The 23302-nt window shown below is 64.6% G+C and carries 17 protein-coding genes; 13 read left to right on the top strand and 4 right to left on the bottom strand.

The features are described 5' to 3' along the window. Positions 1-20: 20 nt before the first annotated feature. Positions 21-674, bottom strand: a complete 654-nt coding sequence (locus ABB26_RS09620) for a TetR/AcrR family transcriptional regulator (RefSeq protein WP_057633840.1) — start codon at positions 672-674, stop codon at positions 21-23. Positions 675-883: 209 nt separating this feature from the next. On the opposite strand from ABB26_RS09620, the gene ndk reads away from it, so the two are divergent. From ndk to ABB26_RS09555, 13 genes are all read left to right on the top strand, one after another. Further along, positions 884-1309 (top strand): nucleoside-diphosphate kinase, encoded by a 426-nt coding sequence (ndk, locus tag ABB26_RS09615; protein WP_057628193.1) that lies wholly within the window; start codon positions 884-886, stop codon positions 1307-1309. Between the two features lie 15 nt (positions 1310-1324). Then, positions 1325-2530: a dual-specificity RNA methyltransferase RlmN gene (gene rlmN / locus ABB26_RS09610; RefSeq protein ID WP_057633549.1), complete on the top strand. Its 1206-nt coding sequence runs from the start codon at positions 1325-1327 to the stop codon at positions 2528-2530. Next, positions 2517-3320 carry a type IV pilus biogenesis/stability protein PilW gene (pilW, locus tag ABB26_RS09605; protein WP_057633546.1) on the top strand — a complete coding sequence of 268 codons (804 nt, stop codon included), beginning with the start codon at positions 2517-2519 and terminating at the stop codon, positions 3318-3320. Before rlmN ends, pilW begins: the two co-directional genes overlap by 14 nt. A gap of 6 nt (positions 3321-3326) precedes the next feature. Further along, positions 3327-4175 (top strand): helix-turn-helix domain-containing protein, encoded by an 849-nt coding sequence (locus ABB26_RS09600; RefSeq protein WP_057633544.1) that lies wholly within the window; start codon positions 3327-3329, stop codon positions 4173-4175. Positions 4176-4230: 55 nt separating this feature from the next. Next, positions 4231-4872: a YfgM family protein gene (locus tag ABB26_RS09595; protein ID WP_057633542.1), complete on the top strand. Its 642-nt coding sequence runs from the start codon at positions 4231-4233 to the stop codon at positions 4870-4872. Beyond that, positions 4872-6068 (top strand): outer membrane protein assembly factor BamB, encoded by a 1197-nt coding sequence (gene bamB, locus ABB26_RS09590; RefSeq protein WP_057633541.1) that lies wholly within the window; start codon positions 4872-4874, stop codon positions 6066-6068. The genes ABB26_RS09595 and bamB overlap by 1 nt, the downstream gene beginning before the upstream one ends. Before the next feature lie 12 nt (positions 6069-6080). After that, positions 6081-7481 carry a ribosome biogenesis GTPase Der gene (gene der, locus ABB26_RS09585; RefSeq protein ID WP_057633540.1) on the top strand — a complete coding sequence of 467 codons (1401 nt, stop codon included), beginning with the start codon at positions 6081-6083 and terminating at the stop codon, positions 7479-7481. A gap of 257 nt (positions 7482-7738) precedes the next feature. Then, the gene (gene moeB, locus ABB26_RS09580; protein ID WP_057633838.1) at positions 7739-8878 is read left to right on the top strand and encodes a molybdopterin-synthase adenylyltransferase MoeB; all 1140 of its coding nucleotides are present in this window, start codon (positions 7739-7741) and stop codon (positions 8876-8878) included. 102 nt (positions 8879-8980) lie between these two features. Beyond that, positions 8981-10825, top strand: a complete 1845-nt coding sequence (locus ABB26_RS09575; protein ID WP_057633537.1) for a monovalent cation:proton antiporter-2 (CPA2) family protein — start codon at positions 8981-8983, stop codon at positions 10823-10825. An 88-nt stretch (positions 10826-10913) separates the two neighbouring features. Continuing rightward, complete coding sequence (gene folD / locus ABB26_RS09570) at positions 10914-11798, top strand: bifunctional methylenetetrahydrofolate dehydrogenase/methenyltetrahydrofolate cyclohydrolase FolD (RefSeq protein ID WP_057633534.1); 885 nt, start codon at positions 10914-10916, stop codon at positions 11796-11798. 270 nt (positions 11799-12068) lie between these two features. Next, positions 12069-13526: an IMP dehydrogenase gene (guaB, locus tag ABB26_RS09565; protein ID WP_057633836.1), complete on the top strand. Its 1458-nt coding sequence runs from the start codon at positions 12069-12071 to the stop codon at positions 13524-13526. Between the two features lie 104 nt (positions 13527-13630). Then, entirely contained in the window at positions 13631-15196 is a 1566-nt protein-coding gene (gene guaA / locus ABB26_RS09560) for a glutamine-hydrolyzing GMP synthase (RefSeq protein ID WP_057633532.1), read from the top strand. 227 nt (positions 15197-15423) lie between these two features. Further along, a complete protein-coding gene (locus ABB26_RS09555) occupies positions 15424-18408 on the top strand; it encodes a ligand-binding sensor domain-containing diguanylate cyclase (protein ID WP_057633529.1) in 2985 nt (994 codons plus the stop codon). A 143-nt stretch (positions 18409-18551) separates the two neighbouring features. Here ABB26_RS09555 and dxs read toward each other — a convergent pair whose 3' ends face one another. The 3 genes from dxs to ABB26_RS09540 all read right to left on the bottom strand — a co-directional run bounded on the left by dxs (position 18552) and on the right by ABB26_RS09540 (position 23291). Continuing rightward, on the bottom strand, positions 18552-20459 hold the full coding sequence (dxs, locus tag ABB26_RS09550) for a 1-deoxy-D-xylulose-5-phosphate synthase (protein WP_057633526.1): 1908 nt from the start codon (positions 20457-20459) through the stop codon (positions 18552-18554). Between the two features lie 188 nt (positions 20460-20647). Then, complete coding sequence (locus ABB26_RS09545; protein ID WP_057633524.1) at positions 20648-21313, bottom strand: HNH endonuclease; 666 nt, start codon at positions 21311-21313, stop codon at positions 20648-20650. Between the two features lie 187 nt (positions 21314-21500). Beyond that, entirely contained in the window at positions 21501-23291 is a 1791-nt protein-coding gene (locus ABB26_RS09540; RefSeq protein WP_057633522.1) for an acyl-CoA dehydrogenase C-terminal domain-containing protein, read from the bottom strand. Positions 23292-23302 lie beyond the last annotated feature (11 nt).

The following is a 23302-nucleotide window of genomic DNA, read 5'->3' as shown; positions in this document are numbered from 1 at the left end:
GGTCTGCGATGACGGGTGGATCAGGTGAGGGGGGAGGAGTCCGGGGTGCGTGCGCTGGCACGGAACCCGGCTTCGGCGAAATGGATCAGTTCCTGCGCGGCCTTGCTGCGATGTGCGGTCTCGCTGATGTTGTGCGGGCGCTTGATCAGCCCGAAATCGGCCATGGCGTAGGTCAGCGCACCGGCCAGGAAGTCCAGGCGCCAGTACAGGTCTTCCTTGCTCAGGCCCGGCACGCAGGCGCCGATGGCCTTGCCGAACTCGCGCAGCACATGCCCGTAATGGTCGGACAGGAACTTGCGCAGGTTGTCGTTCTTCTCCGCGTAGGCGCGGGCGATGACCCGGACGAAGGCGCCGCCGCTCTGGCGGTCCTGGGCCATGGCCAGTGCCGGCTCGACAAAGGCAGCCAGCACCGCGCGCAGCTCGCCCGGATGGGCGCTGCGGGCCTGTTCCAGCTGGCTCAGGCGGGCGCTGGTCATCTCGTCCATGCGGCGGCGGAACACTTCATTGACCAGGTTTTCCTTGGATCCGAAGTGGTAGTTGACCGCTGCGATGTTTACATCGGCGTGACTGGTTACCTGCCGCAGTGAGGTGCCGGCGAAGCCGTACTGGGCGAACAGTTCTTCGGCTGCGCCGAGGATCCGGTCCTTGGTGGAGAAGCTGGCGGGTTTGCCCATGGTCACGAAATCAATCAAACGATTGTTTGGATCCTACGCCCGGCGCCGACTCCGGGTCATGCTGCGCCGCAGCATCATTCATGTGCCGCTGTGCAAAGGCCCGGGGCAACCGGTAGAATCAGCCACCGCAATTCAGGCTAAGCCCGCGTCCGCACGCGGGTTTTTTTCATGTACCCTCGGGCCAGCCGGCCCAGACACCGGAGATTCCCATGGCGCTCGAGCGCACTCTTTCCATCATCAAGCCCGACGCCGTTGCCAAGAACGTGATCGGCGAAATCTACGCCCGCTTCGAAAAGGCCGGCCTGAAGGTCGTGGCTGCCAAGTACAAGCAGCTGTCGCGTCGTGAAGCTGAAGGCTTCTACGCCGTGCACCGCGAGCGTCCGTTCTTCAACGCGCTGGTTGAGTTCATGATCTCCGGCCCGGTGATGATCCAGGCGCTGGAAGGCGAGAACGCCGTGCTGGCACACCGTGACCTGCTGGGCGCCACCAATCCGAAGGACGCAGCGCCGGGCACCATCCGCGCTGATTTCGCCGATTCCATCGACGCCAACGCCGCACACGGTTCGGATTCGGTCGAGAATGCAGCCAACGAAGTGGCTTATTTCTTCGCTGCCACCGAAGTGGTTTCGCGTTAATTAGAGGTTGAAGTCGTGAACGAGGTCGTACAGACACCCGCCATCCAGCCGTTGCCGAAAACGGTACCGACAGCTGGCAAGCAGAACCTGCTCGACCTCGATCGCGCGGGCCTGGAGCACTTTTTCGTCGATACGCTCGGCGAACAGAAGTTCCGTGCCCATCAGGTGATGAAGTGGATTCATCATCGCTACGTCACCGATTTCGACCAGATGACCGACCTCGGCAAGTCGCTGCGCGCCAAGCTGCAGCAGCATGCCGAGGTCGTCGTCCCGAACATCGTGTTCGACAAGCCCTCCACCGACGGCACCCACAAGTGGCTGCTGGCGATGGGCGTGGATGGCAAGAACGCCATTGAAACCGTCTATATCCCCGACAAGACCCGCGGCACGCTGTGCGTATCCTCGCAGGTTGGTTGCGGCTTGAACTGCACTTTCTGTTCGACCGCTACCCAGGGTTTCAATCGCAATCTGAGCACGGCGGAGATCATCGGCCAGGTGTGGATTGCCGCGCGCCACCTGGGCAATGTGCCGCACCAAATGCGCCGTCTCACCAACGTTGTGATGATGGGCATGGGCGAGCCGCTGATGAATTTCGACAACGTCGTGCGCGCGATGAGCATCATGCGCGACGACCTGGGCTACGGCCTGGCCAACAAGCGTGTGACCTTGTCCACCTCGGGCCTGGTGCCGCAGATCGATCGCCTCTCGGTTGAGAGTGATGTGTCGCTGGCGGTATCGCTGCATGCGCCGAATGACGAGCTGCGCGAAACGCTGGTGCCGCTCAACAAGAAATATCCGATTGCCGAGCTGATGGCTTCCTGTGCGCGCTACCTGCGCGGCAACAAGAAGCGCGACTCGGTGACCTTCGAATACACCCTGATGAAGGGTATCAACGACCAGCCCGAGCACGCCCGCCAGTTGGCGCGGCTGATGCGCCAGTTCGACAACGCGGTGCAGGCCAAGGATTCGGGCAAGGTCAATCTGATTCCGTTCAATCCGTTCCCCGGCACGCGCTATGAGCGTTCGGGCGAGGAGCAGATCCGCGCCTTCCAGAAGATCCTGCTCGACTCGCAGGTGCTGACGATGGTGCGCCGCACCCGTGGTGATGACATCGACGCGGCCTGTGGCCAGTTGAAGGGGCAGGTGATGGATCGCACCCGTCGCCAGGCAGAGTTCAATCGCCTGCTGCAGGCACAGGAAAACGGGGATGCCGTTGCCTGATCGGCTGCTACTGCCGTTGGTCGTCACGCTGCTGCTTGCCGGCTGCGGGAGCAGTCACGGCATGAAGATCGGCAAGATCAAGGGCGAACAATGGGCCGAGCCCGTCTACGAAGTTCGCGACGATCGCAATGCGCGCAATCGCATGAAGTACGAAGAGCTGATGAGCGTGGTCGGTGACCGCTACAAGCGGGGTGAGCTGGACGAGGCGATGAAGTTTGCCCGCGCGGCGCAGAAGCTCGACCCAAAGTCGCCCGATCCTCATACCGCCCAGGCAGTCATCGACAGCCGTCGCGGTGAGGTCGTGGCCGCCGGCGAGGCTTACCGAAAGGCTGCCGAGCTTGCGCCCCGGCGCGGCGACGTGCTGAATAACTACGGGACCTGGTTGTGTGGCAACGGGCACCCGGCCGAAGCGCTGGTCTGGTTTGACCGCGCGCTGGCCGACCCCGATTACGATGCAAGGGCCGAGGCGCTGGCCAATGCGGGCGGCTGTGCGCTGGATGCGGGGCAGTCTGAGCGCGCGCAGGCAGACCTGCGTCAGGCGTTGGCACTGGCCCCGGACAATCCGTATGCACTGGAGTCGATGGCGCGCAACGAAGTGGTACACGGTCGCTATTTTGAGGCGAGAGCCTTCTACCAACGGCGTCTCGCGGCTGCGCCAGCCACGCTTTCCGTGTTACAACTTGCCATTCAGGTAGAAGAGCGGCTGGGCGACAGGACTGCTGCCGGTCGGTTTCAACAGCGGTTGCGCGAGGAGTTTCCTTCAGGCGCGGCCTCGAATCCCCAAGGCTGATGCATTGTGATCAATGATCCGGGTGTGAACGCTCTAGAAGGTGTGGTGGGATGTGGCGACCAGCTCCGCAGGGCCCGTGAGGCCGCTGGGTTGTCGCTGGAGGAAGTCGCCGGTCAGTTGCATATGCCGGTCCAGGTGGTGGGTTCGTTGGAAGCCGAGCGCTGGGATCGTCTTGGCGCGCCGGTATTCGTGCGCGGCCAGCTGCGCAGCTACGCGCGTCTGCTCAAGGTCGATCTGCAGGGCCTGTTGCAGCAGGCGCAGATCGCACCGATCGTGCCGCCCACCTTGGTCAGTCATACGCATACGCCGCCGATCCGGCGGATGGCCGAAAACCTCGGGCGTCGCGCGGTATACGTGGTAATCACTGCGGTGCTGGCGGTGCCGGTGTGGTATGTGATCAGTGGCAGTTCCAGCAAGGCGCCGCCAAGTACGGCCTCGCTGGACGTGGTGCCGCCCGCCGAAGCTGTGGCGGGCGGGCAGGCGTCGGCGCCATCGCCGAATGGTGCTGCACAACCCGCCGCCGCGCAGCAGAACGACCCCTATATCGCCTCCATGGCGCCGATTGCCCGGCCTGCGGTCGCCGCACCGGCAGCTGCGCTGGCATTGCGCTTCAAGGGGGACAGCTGGGTCGAGATTTCCGCGCCGGACGGTTCGACGGTCGAAAAGGCCCTGATCCGTGCGGGCGAGTCGCGTAGCTTCGGCGCTGGTCAGGTAGGCCGCATGGTGCTGGGCAATGCGTCGGATGTGGAGGTTCAGCAGGCCTCCGGTAACGTCGATCTGGCCCCGTACAAGCGCGGTAATGTGGCCCGCTTTACGGTATCCTCTGACGGCTCCGTGGCGCCGGTTTCGCACTGAAACAAGGCGTTGATCAATACAACAAGGCTCCCCGCAAGGGTGAGCGAGAGTACGCATGGCGATTGACGACCTGCTCGACGAGCACGAACAAAGTGAACGCGTCCGCACTTGGCTGCGCAAAAATGGCGCCGGAATCCTCAGCGGAGTAATTCTTGGCGTTGGCTCCATTGCCGGCTGGCAGTGGTGGCAGAAGGAACAGGTAGGCAAGTTGGCCGAGGCCAATGTCCGCTATGAAGCGGTGTCGCGCAGCCTGCAATCCAAGAAGCTGGACGACGCTGCCAAGGAAGTCGCCGCGCTGGAAAGTGGCAAGGCTGGCATCTACGCCGACCTGGCTTCGTTGGAACTGGCCAAGGCGCAGGTCGAGGCTGGCAAGAACGAAGATGCCATCAAGACCCTGCGCGCGCTGAAGGCCGAAGGCGAATTCAAGGCGCTGATCGACCAGCGCGTGGCGCGGCTGTTGATCGAAACCGGCAAGGCCGATGAGGCGATCAAGCTGATCGGCACGGCTGATGACAGCGCCAGCCTGGAGATCCGTGGCGATGCCCTGATTGCGCAGAACAAGCGCGACGAGGCACGCGAGGTGTACACGCAGGCACTGGCCAAGCTCGACGTGGCCGCGCCGCAGCGCCGTCTGCTCGAAACCAAATTGATGGATGCCGGCGGTACTGTGGCCGATCCTGCAGCGGAGAAGATTTGATGAAGCTCAAGCATGTTGCAGGTCTGGTGCTGGTAGCGATGACCTTGACCGGTTGTTCCACCGTCAAGGGGTGGTTCGCCGGCAAGGATGCTGAAGCCAAGAAGGCACTCGAGCCGGCGGAGCTGGTGAAGTTTGAGCCGACCCTCAAGGTCAGCAAGATCTGGTCGGCCAGTGTCGGCAAGGGCGAGGGTCGTATCGGCCTGCGTCAGGCGCCGATGGTGGTTGATGGCCGCGTCTATGCGGCAGCGGTGGAAGGCGGCGTGCATGCGCTGGACCTGCAGACCGGCAAGGAAGTGTGGGAATACAAGCCGGCCAAGGAAAAGAAGAAGCCCAAGCTGCGTCTTTCCGGTGGGCCGGGTGTCGGTGAAGGGCTGGTCGTGGTCGGTACGCTGGACGGGCAGGTGATCGCCCTGGATGCCAGCAATGGCACCGAGAAGTGGAAGTCCAGGGTGCCGGGCGAAGTGATCGCCGCCCCGGCAATTGCCCAGGGCCTGGTGTTCGTGCGCAGCAATGACGGTCGCACCACCGCACTGGATGCCGCTACCGGCGAGCAGCGCTGGTTCAACGCGCAGGAACTGCCGTCACTGACCGTGCGTGGCAATGCACCGGTGGTGGCGGGCCCGGGCGTGCTGTTCATCGGCAACGACGATGGCACCCTGAGCGCACTGTCCATGCAGGATGGTCGTCCGCTGTGGGAACAATCGGTAGGTACGCCGGAAGGCCGTACCGAACTGGAGCGCATGGCCGATATTGACGGCGCACCGGTGCTGGAAGGTAATACGCTGTACGTGAGCAGCTTCAAGAACGAGACGATGGCCATTGAAGGGCCGACCGGTCGTCCGTTGTGGTCGCGCGATCATGGTGGTGGCGGTGGCGTTGCGGTGACATCCGGCAACGTGGTCGTGACCGACGGCAAGGGTACGGTTTACGGGTTGGACAAGACGTCCGGCTCGGCGATGTGGTCCCAGCAGGCGCTGGCCCGTCGTTCGGTTACAGGTGCCGCCGTCCAGGGCGACTACGCCGTGGTGGGGGATTACAAGGGTTATCTGCATTGGCTGCGGTTGAGCGATGGTGAGCTGTCCGCGCGTGCGAAGAGTGGCGGTGACGCCCTCCTGGCTGCGCCGGTTGTCGCCGACGGCATCGCGGTGGTGCAGAACGTAGATGGGAAACTGACCGCATTCCGGTTGGCCCAATAAGGAGTACAAGCGATGCTGCCTTTGGTCGCCCTGGTTGGACGGCCGAACGTCGGCAAGTCCACGATTTTCAATGCGCTTACCCGCACGCGCGATGCGCTGGTCCATGACCAGCCCGGGGTTACCCGTGATCGCAACTACGGTGTTTGCCGTCTGAACGAGGACAATCCCTTCCTGCTCGTGGATACCGGCGGTATTGCCGGTGAAGAGGAAGGGCTGGCCGGCGCCACTGCGCGCCAGGCCCGAGCCGCCGCCGGTGAGGCGGATCTGATCGTATTTGTGGTCGACGCGCGTGATGGCACGTCGGCGCTGGATGACGAGATCCTGTCGTGGCTGCGCAAACTTGCGCGGCCTACGTTGCTGTTGATCAACAAGATCGACGGCACGGACGAGAATGCCGTGCGTGCGGAGTTCGCGCGTTACGGTTTCAACGAAATGCTGATGGTTTCCGCCGCGCACCGGCAGGGCCTGGATGATCTGCTGGATGAGATCATCGAGCGCCTGCCTGAAGAGGGCACGGCCGAGACGCTGGACAATGATCCGTCGCGTGTACGCATTGCCTTTGTTGGCCGCCCGAACGTGGGCAAGTCGACGTTGGTCAATCGGGTGCTTGGCGAGGAGCGCATGATCGCGTCCGAAGTGCCGGGTACCACGCGTGATTCCATCTCGGTGGACATGGAGCGTGATGGCCAGCTGTACCGGCTGATCGACACCGCTGGCCTGCGCCGCAAGGCGCGGGTGGAAGAGGTCGTCGAGAAGTTCAGCGTGGTCAAGACGCTGCGCGCGATCGAGCAGGCCCAGGTTGCGGTGTTGATGCTTGACGCCAACGAGGGTGTCACCGACCAGGACGCGAGCGTACTGGGGGCGGTACTGGATGCCGGGCGTGCGTTGGTGATCGCCATCAACAAGTGGGATGGCCTTACCGACTATCAGCGCGAGCAGGCCGAGACCCTGGTGTCGCGGAAGCTGGGCTTCGTGCCATGGGCTGAAGTGGTGCGCATCTCGGCCAAGCACGGTTCGGGGCTGAAGGAGCTGTTCCGTGCGGTGCACCGGGCACATGCCTCGGCGACGCACGAGTTCAGCACCAGCGAAGTGAACAAGGCGTTGGAAGTCGCGTACGAAACGAACCCGCCGCCGAGCATTCGCGGCCACGTTTCCAAGCTGCGTTACGTGCACCCGGGTGGCACCAATCCGCCGACGTTCATCGTCCATGGCACGCGCCTGAAGGAGCTGCCGGATTCGTACAAGCGTTACCTGGAGAACTTCTTCCGCAAGCGCTTCAAGCTGGTCGGTACGCCGGTGAGCTTCCTGTTCCGCGAGGGTGCCAACCCTTACGAGGGCAAGAAGAACCCGCTGACCGAGCGACAGGTCAAGGCCAAGCGGCGCTTGATGAAGCACGTGAAGGGCAAGCGGTAATCAAGCAGGGGGCGGCCGGAAGGTCGCCCTTTTGCTTTGTCTGTCTGTGTCCGGTTCTGGTCTTGCTTCTCTCCCGCATGCGGGAGGGGTGTCGAGGTGGCGGTCGCTGTGCCGGGCTCGAAGGGATGAGCTGCCGGCGAACCGCGTCTGCAATCGACAAACCTCCTGTGACGGTGAACGCAGCCCTTCATTCGAAGACCCACGGCCACACCACGGCTTCGCAGCAGGAACTGCAGGCTTGGTCGATAATCGTGCCCATGAGCATTCGTGAACTGACCCCCGAACAAGCCCGTGGCAGGCAGCGGGAAGGCGTGTTGTTGATCGACGTGCGCGAGGCGCATGAGCGTGCCGGCGGCATGGCCGAAGGCGCACTGGGCATCGCCAAGGATGAGTTGCTGGCCGATCCGGCGCGGCATCTGCCCGACGCTGATCGCGAGGTCATGTTGATCTGTCAGAGTGGCAAGCGTTCGGGCGATGCCGCTGCGACGTTGGCCGAAGTGGGCTACGCGCGGTTGGCGTCGGTCACCGGGGGCACGGTGGCCTGGCGGGTCCAGGGCCTGCCATTGGTCCAGCCCCTGCTCGATGCCAGTGACCGGGATTTCTACGACCGCTATTCACGTCATCTGTTGTTGTCCCAGGTCGGTGAGGCCGGGCAGCGGCGCCTGCAGCAGGCTCGGGTACTGGTGCTGGGTGCGGGGGGACTGGGCGCACCGGCGGGCTTCTATCTGGCCGCAGCCGGGGTAGGGCATCTTCGCATCGTCGATGACGATGTGGTCGAGCGTAGCAACCTGCATCGGCAGATCGTCCACACCGAAGCAGCCGTCGGCATGCCCAAGGTCGATTCAGCGCGGGACCGCTTGCAGGCGCTGAATCCGCAGATCGCGGTGGAAGCCATTCGCGAGCGGGTGACCTCCGACAACATCGACGCGCTGATGCAGGGTGTGGACGTGGTGCTGGATGGTTCGGACAACTTCCCGCTGCGCTATCTGCTCAACGATGCCTGCATCAAGCACGCCAAGCCGCTCGTGTATGCCGCCATCGAGCGTTTCGACGGGCAGGTGAGCGTGTTCGATGCCGGGCGCCAACGTGGCCAGGCGCCGTGCTATCGCTGTCTGTTTCCCGAGCCGCCGCCGCCGGAGTTCGCGCCGAACTGCTCGGAAGCGGGCGTTCTTGGCGTGCTGCCGGGTCTGGCCGGGGTGATGCAGGCCACCGAGGTGCTGAAGCTGCTGCTGGACATCGGCGAACCCTTGACCGGGCGGCTGCTGCGCTTCGATGCCCTGCAGATGCGTTTCCGCGAAACCCGGATCACCGCCGATCCGGCGTGCCCGGTCTGTGCGTCGGGTGTGCCCTTCCCGGGCTATATCGACTATGCCGCGTTCTGTTCGCAGCACGCATGAGTTGATCCGTTCCGGCCCTGGGCCGGATTGAATGCGTTTGCCGCACCCGGATTGCACACGTTGTGCTTTATCGTGCGCACATTGGGTGAGCAAGGTGCGGGCATGTCAGCGGAATCCTCGACGGAACTGGTGAAGGTGGTGGCGCTGCTGGGCGCTGCCGTGGTGGCGGTGCCGTTGTTCCGGCGGCTGGGTCTGGGCTCGGTGCTGGGCTATTTCGTTGCCGGGTTGGCGATCGGGCCGTTCGGTTTCGGCTGGTTTGCCGAGCCGCAGGCCATCCTGCATGTGGCCGAGCTGGGCGTGGTGATGTTCCTGTTCGTGATCGGGCTGGAGATGCGCCCGTCGCACCTGTGGAGCCTGCGCAACGAAATCTTCGGCCTCGGTACCGCGCAGATCGTCACCTGCGCAGTGGTGCTGACCGGCATCGCGATGCTGTTCGGCTACCGCCCGCAGGTGGCCTTCATTGCCGCCGCGGGTTTCGTGCTGACCTCAACGGCAGTGGTGATGCAGTTGCTTGCCGAGCGGGGTGACGTCGCGTTGCCATCGGGGCAGAAGATCGTCTCCATCCTGCTGTTCGAGGACCTGCTGATCGTCCCGCTGCTGGCGCTGGTGGCGTGGATGGCGCCCACACATGGCGTTGTCCCGGAAGGCTCGCGCTGGCTGAGCATCGCCATCGGTGTCGGTGCCATCGTCGGGCTGGTGGTGGTCGGGCGCTATCTGCTCAATCCGTTGTTCCGCATCCTGGCCGAATCCAAGGCGCGCGAAGTGATGACGGCCGCGGCGCTGCTGGTGGTGCTGGGTGCCGCGTTGCTGATGCAGTTGGGTGGTCTGTCGATGGCAATGGGCGCGTTCCTGGCCGGTGTACTGCTGTCCGAATCCACCTTCCGCCACCAGATCGAGGCCGACATCGAGCCGTTCCGCGGCATCCTGCTGGGCTTGTTCTTTCTCAGCGTGGGCATGGCGCTGGATCTGTCCGTGGTCGCCGCGAACTGGAAGCTGATCGCGCTGCTGGTGCCGGCGATGATGCTGGCCAAGGCGCTGTGCATCTACGCGGTGGCGCGGGTGATGGGCAGTGACCACCGGCAGGCGCTCGACCGCGGCGTGCTGATGGCGCAGGGCGGCGAGTTCGCCTTTGTGCTGTTCGCGGCGGCGGCCAGTGCCGGGGTGATCGACGCCAAGGTCAACGCCAACCTCACCGCCGTGGTGGTGCTGTCGATGGCACTGACGCCGCTGTGCATGCTGGTGTATCGCAGGCTGGTGAAGGAAGGTCTGGTTTCAGCAGAGGGCGTGGAAGCGGCCGACGGTTTGACCGGCAGCGTACTGGTGATCGGCTTCGGGCGCTTCGGCCAGGTGTCCAGCCAATCGCTGCTGGCGCGCGATGTGGACGTGACCATCATCGACAACGACATCGCGATGATCCGCAGTGCCGCCGATTTCGGATTCAAGATCTATTACGGCGATGGCACGCGATTGGATGTGCTGCGTGCATCGGGTGCGGAGACGGCACGCGCCATCGCGGTGTGCGTGAACGACCGCGCGGCTGCCGATCGCATCGTCGAACTTGTCGCGCATGAGTTCCCGCAGGCCAAGTTGCTGGTGCGCTCGTATGACCGTGAGCATTCGCTCTCATTGATACACGCCGGTGTCGATTTCCAGATCCGCGAAACCTTCGAGTCGGCGGTTGAATTCGGCCGCGCGGCGCTGCTGCAGCTGGGGGCGGAGGAGGACGAAGCCGACCTGGTGGCGCGTGAAATCCGTCGCCGCGATGCCGAGCGCTTCGAACTGGAAATCGCCGGTGGTGGGCTCAAGGCGGGCGTGGGCATGCTGTACGGAAATACGCCGGCGTCGCCTAAGCCCACGCCGACCCCGTTCACGCCGCCGCGTCGCGAATCGCGCACGTTGAATCCTGATGCGGTGGCCGGGGCGGGGCCGGATGGGGAGGCGCGGTAAGCACGGAACCGGCGGGCTCGGCAAAACCGGGATGTGGCAGCAGGCGTAATCAGGGACAATAGCCGACCCCGCATTCGCCTCACGCCCAATGACCGTCCCAGCCGATACCGCCGCGCAGACTTCCCGCATCCTTGATGGCCGCCGTATCGCCGAGGAGCTCCTCGACGACCTGAAAGTACGCGTGGATGCCCGCCTGGCTGCCGGCCGGTCGCGCCCGGGCCTGGCGGTGGTGTTGGTCGGTGGCGACCCGGCCTCGACCGTGTACGTGCGCAACAAGCGCCGTGCGGCCGAGAAGGTGGGCATCGAGGCATTCGATTACGACCTGCCGGCCGGTACCAGCGAGGCGCAGCTGCTGGAGCTGATTGACGAGCTCAATGCCGATCCGAAGATCCACGGCATCCTGATCCAGCTGCCGCTGCCGGGCATTCCGGATGCCAATCGGCTGATCCAGCGCATCGACCCGCGCAAGGATGTGGACGGCTTCCATCCGCAGAACGTCGGCCACCTGGTGCTGCGTGAATTCGGCCTGCGCCCGTGCACGCCGCGCGGCATCACCACGCTGCTGGGCCATACCGATCAGCCGGTACGTGGCCGCAACGCCACCATCGTCGGCGTCAGCAACCACGTCGGCCGCCCCATGGGGCTGGAGTTGCTGATTGCCGGCTGCACGGTCACCAGCTGCCACAAGTTCACCCCGCGGGCCGAGCTGGAGCGTGCGGTGCGCAACGCCGACATCCTGGTGGTGGCGGTCGGTATTCCGGAGTTGATTCCGGGCGAGTGGGTGAAGCCGGGCGCGGTGGTGATCGATGTGGGCATCAATCGTCTGGATGACGGTCGCCTGGTGGGCGATGTCGGCTTTGAAGCCGCTGCCCAGCGCGCCAGTTGGATTACCCCGGTGCCGGGCGGTGTTGGCCCGATGACGGTGGCGACGCTGATGCAGAACACGATTGAGGCGGCTGAGGCTGCGGGCTGAGGATTGATCTGGTCCGCTGAAAAGCGGCCCATCCCCGGCTATTCCCTTGGCTGCACCACAGGGAGGAGCAAAAGCGGCTGCCGTTATGCCGGGTGCTCGCGTGATCAAGCCAGCCCTTTGGCGCAGCCAAGGGTTGGGGAGGGGTGAGGCTCTTCACCTCCCAGTAGCTGAATTGCATTTCCCTTCGTGACACTGCGTCGCACTTGCCCCCTGCCATCGGCAGGAAATTAAGGGTAAAATGTCGCGCTTCCCCACATCTCGGGTATGCCGATGCTGCGCATCCAGGCTGAAGCACTCACGTACGACGACGTTTCACTCGTCCCCGCACATTCCATAATCCTGCCCAAGGATGTCGACCTCGGAACGCGCCTGACGCGCGACCTGCGGTTGAAGTTGCCGATCATCTCGGCCGCCATGGATACCGTCACCGAAGCTCGTCTGGCCATTGCCATGGCCCAGCTTGGCGGCATTGGCATCCTGCACAAGAACCTGACCGTCGAGCAGCAGGCTGCCGAAGTGGCCAAGGTCAAGAAGTTCGAGTCAGGCGTCATCCGCGATCCGATCACGGTCGGTCCGGAAACCACCATCCGCGACGTGCTGGCATTGACCCAGGCGCACAACATCTCCGGCGTGCCGGTGGTGGGCAGCGACGGCATGCTGGCTGGCATCGTCACGCACCGTGACATGCGCTTTGAAACCGAGCTGGATGATCCGGTCCGTCACATCATGACCAAGAAGGATCGCCTGATCACGGTGAAGGAAGGCGCGGCGTCGGACGAAGTGCTGTCGCTGCTGCACCGCAACCGCATCGAAAAGGTGCTGGTGGTGAACGACGCGTTTGAACTGCGCGGCCTGATCACCGTCAAGGACATCCAGAAGAAGACCGACAACCCCAACGCTGCCAAGGACGCTGCGACGCGCCTGTTGGTGGGCGCTGCAGTGGGCGTCGGTGGCGATACCGATCGCCGCGTCGAAGCGCTGGTCGCTGCCGGCGTTGACGTGCTGGTGGTCGACACCGCGCACGGCCATTCGCAGGGCGTGCTGGACCGCGTGCGCTGGGTGAAGAAGAACTTCCCCCATGTGCAGGTCGTCGGCGGCAACATCTGCACCGGCGAAGCGGCACTGGCACTGCTCGATTGCGGCGCGGATGCGGTCAAGGTGGGTATCGGCCCGGGCTCGATCTGCACCACGCGTGTGGTCGCCGGTGTCGGTGTGCCGCAGATCACCGCCATCGACCTGGTTGCCGAGGCGCTGCAGGATCGCATCCCGCTGATCGCCGACGGTGGCATCCGTTATTCCGGTGATATCGGCAAGGCGCTGGCCGCCGGTGCATCGACGGTGATGATCGGCGGTCTGCTGGCCGGTACCGAAGAATCGCCGGGCGAAACCGAACTTTTCCAGGGGCGCTCCTACAAGAGCTACCGTGGCATGGGCTCGCTGGCTGCGATGGAAAAGGGGTCCAAGGACCGCTATTTCCAGGACGCCGCAACTGCCGACAAGCTGGTGCCGGAAGGCATCGAGGGCCGTGTGCCGTACCGTGGTCAGGTGGGAGGCATCATCCACCAGCTGATCGGCGGCCTGCGCGCGACCATGGGCTATGTCGGTTGCGCCACCATCGAAGACATGCGCACCCAGCCCAAGTTCGTGAAGATCAGCGGCGCCGGCCAACGTGAGAGCCACGTCCACGACGTGCAGATCACCAAAGAGCCGCCGAACTACCGCGCTTGATGCGGTAAGCAGAAGAGGAACGTGGACATTGTCCCGTTCCTCTTTCTCTATCCGCCGTCCGTTTTGCATCGTTTCCCGTTTTCATTGATCACTTGCCGGGCTTTATGACCAACATCCATAACGACAAGATCCTCATCCTCGATTTCGGCGCACAGTACACGCAGCTGATCGCGCGCCGCATCCGCGAATTCGGCGTGTATTGCGAAATCTGGGCGTGGGACCACGATCCGGCTGAAATCGCCGCCTTTGGTGCCAAGGGCATCATCCTGTCCGGTGGCCCGGAAACCACCACGTTGCCGGGTGCACCGGCCGCGCCGCAGGAAGTGTTCGACAGCGGCCTGCCGCTGCTGGGCATCTGCTACGGCCTGCAGACCATGGCCAAGCAGTTGGGTGGTGGTACCGAAGCCGCCGATCAGCGCGAATTCGGCCATGCCGAAGTGAAGCTGCTGGGCAACGACGGCCTGCTGGGCGGGCTGTCCGACCACAATGGCGAGCCGCGCCTGGATGTGTGGATGAGCCACGGCGATCACGTCACCCATGTGCCGCCGGGCTTCGCCATCACCGCTGTGACCGATCGCATTCCGGTGGCCGCGATGGCCAACGAAGAGAAGCGTTGGTATGGCGTGCAGTTCCACCCGGAAGTGACCCACACCAAGCAGGGCTCGGCGCTGCTGAAGCGTTTCGTCACCGACATCTGCGGTTGCGCCACGTTGTGGACCGCCGCCAACATCATCGACGACCAGATTGCCCGCGTGCGCGAGCAGGTTGGCAGCGATGAAGTGATCCTGGGCCTGTCCGGCGGCGTTGATTCGTCGGTGGTCGCGGCGCTGCTGCACAAGGCCATCGGCGATCAGTTGACCTGTGTGTTCGTCGATACCGGCCTGCTGCGCTTCCAGGAAGGCGACCAGGTCATGAAGATGATGGCCGACAACATGGGCGTGAAGGTCGTCCGTGTGAACGCCGCCGACCGCTACTTCAAGGCACTGGAAGGCGTCAGCGATCCGGAAGCCAAGCGCAAGATCATCGGCAATCTGTTCATCGACATCTTCGATGAAGAGTCGAGCAAGCTCAGCAACGCCAAGTGGCTGGCGCAGGGCACGATCTATCCGGATGTGATCGAGTCGGCCGGCAGCAAGACCGGCAAGGCGCACGTCATCAAGAGCCACCACAACGTGGGCGGCCTGCCGGAGAACATGAAGCTCAAGCTGGTAGAGCCGCTGCGCGAGTTGTTCAAGGACGAAGTGCGTCGCCTCGGCGTCGAACTCGGCCTGCCGCGCGCGATGGTCTACCGCCATCCGTTCCCGGGTCCGGGCCTGGGTGTGCGCATCCTCGGCGAAGTGAAGCGTGAGTACGCCGAGCTGCTGGCCAAGGCCGATGCCATCTTCATCGAGGAGCTGCGTGCGGCTGATCTGTACGACAAGACCAGCCAGGCGTTCGCGGTGTTCCTGCCGGTGAAGTCGGTGGGCGTGGTCGGCGATGCGCGCGCGTATGAGTGGGTGATCGCATTGCGTGCGGTGGAAACCATCGACTTCATGACCGCGCATTGGGCGCACCTGCCGTATGACTTCCTCGGCCGCGTGTCCAATCGCATCATCAACGAACTGCGGGGTGTCTCGCGCGTTGTCTACGACATCTCTGGCAAGCCGCCGGCAACGATCGAGTGGGAGTAACCGGGGAGTTGTAAGTAACTCCCGGGAATGCACCGGTACCGGAAATACACAACGCCCCGTCAGGGGCGTTGTTTTTAGGGGTGAATGCATTGGGCGGCCCCAATGCACGCGGGGCGCGCCTGCCGTGCGGCAGTCGGCATCCTTTGTGGCCAGTGTCCGCTGGCGCCAGTTGCCGTTCGGGTTTTGCTATCGTTTTCACCTTCTCATGGCCGAACAGGTGAAACCCGATGCCGCATGACGCCACTGCTTCGCGCAATGGGCTCGATCATGGCGGCAAGGCGTCTCAGGATTTCAGTTCGCGGCATCTGCCCGGGCAGGCGCGGCTTCCCTCCCGTTGGCAGCGGCTGTGCGGAGTGTTGCTGCTGGGCCTGCTGTGGCTGTGCGTGTGGCCCGCGCTGGGCCTGCCGACCAAGCCTCTCGACGGTTATTTCAAGGAAGTCTGGACCACCCGCGATGGGCTCCCGCACAACCTGATCCATGCCATCGCGCAGACGCCGGACGGCTATCTGTGGTTCGCCAGCTGGGAAGGAGTGGTGCGCTACAACGGCATCGATTTCCGCCTCTTCGATCAGCATGCCGTACCAGAACTGCGCGACAGCGGCGTGCAGGTCCTGCGGCTGGCGCGTGACGGCAGCTTGCTGCTGGGAACGGCCGGTGGCGGGGTGGTGCGCTATCGCGCGGGACGATGGAGTGTGTGGCCGGGGGCCGAGGCCATGCCGCAGGAACAGGTCATCGACCTGGTGGAAGGCCGCGAGGGTGAACTGTGGGTAGGCACACACAGCAAAGGCGTGCTGCGTATCGACAGCAGCGGCGCGATCACGTCGTTCGATGTCGACGCCGGCCTGCCCAGTTCCGCCGTGCTGAAGATGCTGCAGGCACCAGACGGTACGGTCTGGGTTGCCACCACGGGCGGGCTGGCACGTTATTCGGGTGGACGTTTCGTGGCCCAAGGGGCGGCGCAGGGATTGCCTCCCGGCCAGGCATTCTGTGTGATCGCCGGGCCGGACGGGCGCATCCACGTCGGCATGGAGCAGGGTGTATGGCGGCAGGAAGGCGAGCGCTTTGCGCCGTTGGCGTTGGACATGCCGCCCAGCAACGTGACCCGCATGCACATGGAAGCCGATGGAACACTCTGGCTGGGCACGGTGACCGGCCTGTATCGCCACAGCCCGCGGTATGGGCTGGAGCGGATCGGCACCGCCAACGGCCTGCCCAACGAGCAGATTTCCGCACTCTGGCAGGACCGCGAGAACAGCCTGTGGGTGGGCACCAATGGTGGCCTGCTGCGTCTGCGCGATGCGCCTTTCACCACGTTCGGTGTGCAGGATGGGCTGCCCAATGCTTATGTACGCAGCGTGCTGACCGATCGCTCGGGCACGTTGTGGGTCGCCACCAGTGACGGCCTGGGTTGGCTGCGCGATGGTCGTTTCGGTGCCGCCGGCAGCGGCGACGGCCTGCCCGGTGAGTCCCTGCTCAGTCTCGCCAGGGCGCGCGCAGGCGGTATCTGGGTCGGCAGCTACAGTCACGGCGTGGTGCGGTGGGATGGCCGCGTGCGTCGCCACCTGGACAGCCGCAGCGGCCTCATCGGCAACCAGGTGCGTGCCGTGCTGGAAACCGCTGATGGCACGTTGTGGGTGGGTACCTCGCGTGGACTGAGCCGGGTCGACGCACGGGGCGTGCGGCACTACACCGTGGCCCAGGGCATGCCCAACGATTTCATCGTCGCGCTGCATGAGGATCATCATGGCGTGCTGTGGGTCGGCACGTCCAACGGGCTGGCGCGGATTGAAGGTGAGCAGGTCCGCGCTTATCCGCTGGATGACTTCGCTGCCACTAATGTGTTCGGCCTGCACGAAACCGATGACGGCACGCTTTGGCTGGCGACCAACCAGGGAGTGATCCGCCGTCGCGGCGAGGACATGCGCCTGATCGGTGTGAAACAGGGATTGCCGGTGGCCAAGATCTTCCAGGTGGTGGAGGACGGCGAAGGTGGCTTCTGGCTCACCTCCAATCGCGGCATGTTGCGCGTGGCGCGCCGCGATCTGGATGCCGTGGCCGATGGCCTGCAATCGGACATGGAAGTGGAGTGGTTCAACGAGGGCGACGGCCTGGTCAGTGCGCAGAACAACGGCAATTCCGGGCCGGCAGCATGGCGTGCAGCGGATGGGAAGCTCTGGTTCGCAACCGCCGGGGGGCTGGCGATGACCGAGCCAGGCCGCATTCACGAGCTCACCCGCATCCCCCCGCCGGTGGTGATCGAGGAAGTGCGCGTGGATGATCGTCCCGTGCCGCTGCAAGCCGAACTTCGACTGCCCCCAGGCACACGCAAGCTCGAACTGCACTTCGCCGGCTTGAGCTATCAGATTCCCAAGAAGATCCGTTATCGCTACCGGCTCGATGGCTTCGATTCGGATTGGGTCGAGCGCGGCGCGTTGCGTTTTGCGCAGTTCACCAATCTCGCTCCTGGCGACTACGTCTTTCGCGTGTCGGCGGCCCATCCCAGCGGCGGCAGGGACGGTGAGGAGGTGCGCATCGCGGTGCACATCGAGCCGCGGCTGATGCAGCGACTTGATTTCCAGCTTGGGCTCGGGGTGCTGGCCCTGCTGGCGCTGTATGGGTTCTATCGCTGGCGTGTGCATGCCCTGCAAGTGGCCAAGCGCCAGCTCGTCGCGCAGGTGGAAGAGCGCACCCACGATCTTCGCGTCCAGTCCGAGGCGTTCGAGCGGCAGGCGCGTGAGGACGCACTCACCGGGCTGATGAACCGGCGCGCCTTCGACGAAGCGCTCGCACGGGAATTTGCCAGTGCCATGCGCGATGACACACCGTTGACGCTGGTCATTGCCGATCTTGACCACTTCAAGCGCATCAACGATGCGTATTCGCACATTGCCGGCGATGCCGCGCTGCGTGCCGTCGCCGATACAATCCGCGCACATGCCGGCAAGCGCGTGCCTGCTGCGCGCTGGGGTGGCGAGGAATTTGCCTTGCTGTTCCCCGGCCTTGCGCGCGAGGACGTGTTGGCAAACTGCGAACGGTTGCGACAAGCGGTGGCCGCCATCGACACCTCCGGCTTTGCGCCGGGGTTTTCGATGAGCATCAGTATGGGCGTGGCCGAGCGTGTGGGGCTGACTTATCACGAAAAGCTCATCAACCGCGCCGACGCATTGCTCTACGAAGCCAAACGCGGCGGGCGAAACCGTGTCTGCGGATGATGCTGGCGGGTTGCCCGCCGGCTGAGGTGCGCAGGGCCGGCTTTGCGGATATGGCCGCCGGCACGAGCGGGCCGCGGGTGCGTCGTCGTTCCCGCTGGTGGCAATGAAGAAGGCCCCGCATCGCGGGGCCTTTGTTCAATCGATCAGCTCGCTGCGCTCAATGGCGTGGCGTTGTCCTTGAGCTTCGGCCAGCGCTTGAGGATGGACTCGCGGATGCCGGCGGCGTCGATACCGGCTTCGGCCAGCAGGTCTTCGCGGCTGGCGTGGTGCTGGAAGCTGTCTGGCAGGCCGAGGTGCAGTACCGGCATCAACACGGCTTCGGTGTTGAGCAGTTCGGACACGCCGGAACCCGCGCCACCGGCAACCACGTTGTCCTCGACGGTGACAAAGCCTTCGTGGGTGCGCGCCAGTTCCAGCAGCATCGCCTTGTCCAGCGGCTTGATGAAACGCATGTTGACCACGCTCAGGCCGAGCTCGCGGCCCACCTGTTCGGCGGCGGAGAGGGGGGAGCCGAAGGCTAGGATCGCGATGCGACTGCCCTGATGGCGCAGTTGCGCCTTGCCGATTTCCAGCGTGGACAGGTCGGTGCCGACGGCCGCGCCCGGGCCGGTACCGCGCGGGTAACGCACCGCAGCCGGGCCGTTGTACTGCAGGCCGGTGCTGAGCATCTGCCGGCATTCGGCTTCATCGCCCGGCGCCATCACCACCATGTGTGGCACGCAGCGCAGGAAGCTCAGGTCGAGGTTGCCGGCATGGGTGGCGCCGTCCGGGCCGACCACGCCCGCGCGGTCGATGGCGAACAGCACGTCCAGTTCCTGCACGGCGACGTCATGCACCAACTGGTCGTAGGCGCGCTGCAGGAAGGTGGAGTAGATGGCGACGACCGGCTTGGCGCCCTGGGTCGCCATGCCGGCAGCCAGCGTCACCGCATGCTGCTCGGCGATGGCCACGTCGAAATAGCGCTCCGGGTATTCCTTGCTGAAACGCACCAGGCCGGAGCCTTCGCGCATGGCCGGGGTGATGCCCAGCAGCTGCGGTTCGGCAGCGGCGGCATCGCACAGCCAGTCGCCGAAGATATCGGTGTAGGTCGGCTTCTTCGGCGCGCTCTTGGTCGGCAGGCCCTTGCTCGGGTCGAACGGGCCAACGGCGTGGTAGCCGATCTGGTCGTCTTCGGCCGGCTCGTAGCCTTTGCCCTTGGTGGTCATGATGTGCAGCAACTGCGGGCCCTTGGCGTCCTTCAGGCGCTTGAGCGTGGACAGCAGCAGCGGCAGATCGTGGCCGTCGATCGGGCCGGTGTAATGGAAGCCCATCTGCTCGAAGGCGGTGGAGGGCACGAACATGCCTTTCCACTGCTCTTCCCAACGCTTGACGAAGCGCGCCGGCGGGCTGTGCTTGTCGCCGAGAATCTTCTTGCCACCTTCGCGCAATGCATTGAGCGTGCGGCTGGCGGTGGCGCGGCCGAGCATCTTGGTCAGCCCACCAACCGCTTCGGAGATGGACATGTTGTTGTCGTTGAGCACGACCAGCACATTCGGCTCGTCGTCCATGCCGCCCGCATGTGCCAGCGCCTCGAACGCCATGCCGGCGGTCATCGCGCCGTCACCGATCACCGCGACGACCTTGCGGTCATCGCCCTGGCGCTGGCGGGCGATGGCCATGCCCAGTGCGGCGGAAATCGAGGTCGAAGAATGGCCGACACCGAAGGTGTCGTACTCGCTTTCCTCGCGCTTGGGGAACGGCGCAACGCCGTCCTTCTGCTTGACCGTGTGGATGCTGTCGCGACGGCCGGTGAGGATCTTGTGCGGGTAGGTCTGATGGCCCACGTCCCACACGAGTTGGTCGACCGGCGTGTTGAACAGGTAGTGCAGGGCGACGGTGAGTTCGATCACTCCCAATCCGGCTGCGAAGTGACCGCCGCTCTTGCCGACGGACTCGATCAGGTAGGCACGCAGCTCACCCGCCACCGCGCCCAGTTCGGTTTCATCGAACGTGCGCAGGTCATCGGGAGTCTGGACGCGCGACAGGCGCGGATAGCAGGCAGAGTCGATCATTTTCTTCGTGTTTCAAGCGACACGGTATTTTGGCCGCCAAGCGGGGGTGGGGCAAGCAAAGCGCTGTGTCTGTGAGCAGCAGATGACGGAGTTTGCCGTCAATCTGAAGCGCCGGTTCAGGTAGGTGCTTGCGGCAGCCGGTTTAGGGCGATTTTTCGCCGAGTGGCGGCACGCGTCGACGCACCTGCTCAGGCGCTGCGGCGCAGGGCGTTCTTGGGCAGTTGCGCCTTCAGGAAGGCCATCTGGTCGGCCAGGATGTTGCGGTTGGACAGGATCAGATGTTCGATCCAGCTGGGCCGGTAAGGCACGGCCAGCAGCGGCATGTTGGCCTGCTGCGGGGTACGGTTGCTCTTGCGTGAATTGCAGTGGAAACAGGCGCTGACCACGTTTTCCCAGGTATCCAGGCCACCCTTGGAAATGGGCATGACATGGTCCCGGGTGAGATGCGGGCGACTGAACTGGTGACCGCAGTACAGGCAGAGCTGCGCGTCGCGGGCGAACAGCGCAGTGTTGGTCAGGTTGGGCGTGGGCGCGATGGCGCGCGAACGGGCAAAGCCGCGTGAGGCGATGATCGGATGCAGGTCCAGGCCGCTGCGCAGGCCGGTATCGCGGTTGGTGGCGCCGTGGATGTGCAGGCAGGGGTCGCCCAGCGTCCAGGCCACCGCATCGCGCACGTACAGGCAGGCGGCGTCCTGCCAGTTGATCCAGTCCAGCACGCGGCCATGCGCGTCCAGCGACAGCAGTCGCACGGAGCCAAGGCGGTGAAGGGGAGGCGGAAGCGAAAACCCGGCCAGCGGAGCGGTGGTGTCGGCTCCGGTATCGATCAGACTACGCGGTGTAGTGTCTGTCTCCATCGGGAAAACAGCTTATACACGAAGCGTGACAGTTTGTGTAAATGCGGTGCGGCTGAGACAGGCCGGTCGGATGAATCCGGAAGCCGCTGTTGCGTCTGGCGCCGGGAAGCCACCCCTCCCACCCCTCCCCATGGCTGCGCCAAAGGGAGGGGCGGATCTGTGCGATGGAGCGTTGCTGTGCTTGTGCTCAGTCGCCGAAGCGGACCGGGTCCATTGCCATCAGCGACTCCGCGCCGCTTTCCATGCTGGCGGCATGGGTCAGGGTGCGCGGCAGGACGCGGGCGTAGTAGAAACGCGCGGTTTCCAGCTTGGCCTGTTTGAAGCTCTCGGTCTGGCTGGAAGCCTGCGCGGCAACCACCGAGCGGGCCCACCAGTAGGCCAGGGCGACGTAGCCGCTGTAGAACAGGTAGTCCCAGCTGGCCGCGCCCAGTTCTTCCGGGTTGGCGGCGGCACGCTGCAGCACGTTCACCGTCAGCTTGCCCCATTCCTTGGACTTGGCGCCCAGCACCGGCAGGAATTCGGCCACGGCCGGGTTGTTGGCGTTGGCGGCGATGAACTGCTCCACCTCGGCCAGGAACAACTTCAGCCCGGCGCCCTGCGAGACGGCGGTCTTGCGGCCGATCAGGTCCAGCGCCTGGATGCCGGTGGTGCCTTCGTAAAGGGTGGTGATGCGGGCATCACGGGCGTACTGCTCCATGCCGTGCTCGGCGATGTAGCCGTGGCCGCCGAACACCTGCTGGCCGTTGTAGGTGGCTTCAATGCTCCATTCGGTCAGGCAGGCCTTGACGATCGGGGTCAGGAAGCTGACCAGGGTGTCGGCTTCGGCGCGGGTCTTCTCGTCGCTGCCGTGATGGGCGGCATCGAGCTGGGTGTAGGCATGCGCGGCCAGCAGGCGGCCACCTTCGGTCAGTGCCTTGGTGGTCAGCAGCATGCGCCGCACGTCCGGCTGGGCGATGATCGGATCGGCCGGCTTGTCGGCCAGCTGGGCGCCCTTCGGTGCACGCGATTGCAGACGTTCGCGCGCATATGCGAGGGCACCCTGATAGGCACGCTCGGACTGGGCCAGGCCCTGCACGCCAACCCCGAGGCGGGCGGAGTTCATCATCACGAACATCGCCTGCAGGCCGTTGTGCGGCTGGCCGACGAGGTAGCCTTCGGCGCCGTCGAAGTTCATCACGCAGGTGGACGAGCCGTGGATGCCCATCTTGTGTTCCAGCGCGCCGCAGCGCAGCGCGTTGCGCTCGCCTTGGTTGCCGTCACGGTCAACCTTGAACTTGGGGGTGACGAACAGCGAGATGCCCTTCGGCCCGGCCGGCGCGTCCGGCAGCTTGGCCAGCACCAGGTGCACGATGTTGTCGCTGAGGTCGTGCTCGCCGGCGGTGATGAAGATCTTGGTGCCGGTGATGGAGTAGCTGCCATCAGCGTTCGGTTCGGCGCGGGTCTTGATCAGGCCCAGGTCGGTACCGGCGTGCGGTTCGGTCAGGCACATGGTGCCGGTCCAGTTGCCGGCCACCAGCGGCTTGAGGAAGGCTTCCTTCTGCCAGTCTTCGCCGTAATGCTTGAGCGCTTCGACCGCGCCGTGCGACAGCATCGGGAACAGGCTCCAGGCCAGGTTGGCCGAGGACACCATTTCGCTCAGGGCCATGCCCAGCGTGGCCGGCATGCCCTGGCCGCCGAACTCCGGCGCGGCGGTCAGGCCGGTCCAGCCGCCGTCGACGAACTGTGCATAGGCTTCCTTGAAGCCCGGCGCGGTGGTGACGTCGCCGGTGGCCTTGTCGAGCTTGCAGCCGGTCTGGTCGCCAATGGCGTTCAGCGGTGCCAGCACGCTGGTGCTGAAGCGGCCGGCTTCTTCAAGCACGGCATCGATGACGTCGGCGCTGGCGTCTTCAAGACCCATCGCGGCAAACAGGGATTCGGCCTTGAGCACGTCGTGCAGGGCGAAACGGAGGTCGGTAACGGGGGCTTTGTAGTTGCTCATCAGAACGATCT

The sequence above is a fragment of the Stenotrophomonas humi genome, assembly GCF_001431415.1.
Classification (GTDB): Bacteria; Pseudomonadota; Gammaproteobacteria; order Xanthomonadales; family Xanthomonadaceae; genus Stenotrophomonas; species Stenotrophomonas humi.
This window is presented reverse-complemented; position numbering and strand designations above follow the sequence as displayed.

What these genes read in the sequence shown, in the direction of transcription:
- ABB26_RS09620 (WP_057633840.1), bottom strand. Translation starts at nt 674, where the DNA reads ATGGGCAAACCCGCCAGCTTCTCCACCAAGGACCGGATCCTCGGCGCA.
- ndk (WP_057628193.1), top strand. Translation starts at nt 884, where the DNA reads ATGGCGCTCGAGCGCACTCTTTCCATCATCAAGCCCGACGCCGTTGCC.
- pilW (WP_057633546.1), top strand. Translation starts at nt 2,517, where the DNA reads ATGCCGTTGCCTGATCGGCTGCTACTGCCGTTGGTCGTCACGCTGCTG.
- ABB26_RS09595 (WP_057633542.1), top strand. Translation starts at nt 4,231, where the DNA reads ATGGCGATTGACGACCTGCTCGACGAGCACGAACAAAGTGAACGCGTC.
- bamB (WP_057633541.1), top strand. Translation starts at nt 4,872, where the DNA reads ATGAAGCTCAAGCATGTTGCAGGTCTGGTGCTGGTAGCGATGACCTTG.
- der (WP_057633540.1), top strand. Translation starts at nt 6,081, where the DNA reads ATGCTGCCTTTGGTCGCCCTGGTTGGACGGCCGAACGTCGGCAAGTCC.
- moeB (WP_057633838.1), top strand. Translation starts at nt 7,739, where the DNA reads ATGAGCATTCGTGAACTGACCCCCGAACAAGCCCGTGGCAGGCAGCGG.
- ABB26_RS09575 (WP_057633537.1), top strand. Translation starts at nt 8,981, where the DNA reads ATGTCAGCGGAATCCTCGACGGAACTGGTGAAGGTGGTGGCGCTGCTG.
- folD (WP_057633534.1), top strand. Translation starts at nt 10,914, where the DNA reads ATGACCGTCCCAGCCGATACCGCCGCGCAGACTTCCCGCATCCTTGAT.
- guaB (WP_057633836.1), top strand. Translation starts at nt 12,069, where the DNA reads ATGCTGCGCATCCAGGCTGAAGCACTCACGTACGACGACGTTTCACTC.
- guaA (WP_057633532.1), top strand. Translation starts at nt 13,631, where the DNA reads ATGACCAACATCCATAACGACAAGATCCTCATCCTCGATTTCGGCGCA.
- ABB26_RS09555 (WP_057633529.1), top strand. Translation starts at nt 15,424, where the DNA reads ATGCCGCATGACGCCACTGCTTCGCGCAATGGGCTCGATCATGGCGGC.
- dxs (WP_057633526.1), bottom strand. Translation starts at nt 20,459, where the DNA reads ATGATCGACTCTGCCTGCTATCCGCGCCTGTCGCGCGTCCAGACTCCC.
- ABB26_RS09545 (WP_057633524.1), bottom strand. Translation starts at nt 21,313, where the DNA reads ATGGAGACAGACACTACACCGCGTAGTCTGATCGATACCGGAGCCGAC.
- ABB26_RS09540 (WP_057633522.1), bottom strand. Translation starts at nt 23,291, where the DNA reads ATGAGCAACTACAAAGCCCCCGTTACCGACCTCCGTTTCGCCCTGCAC.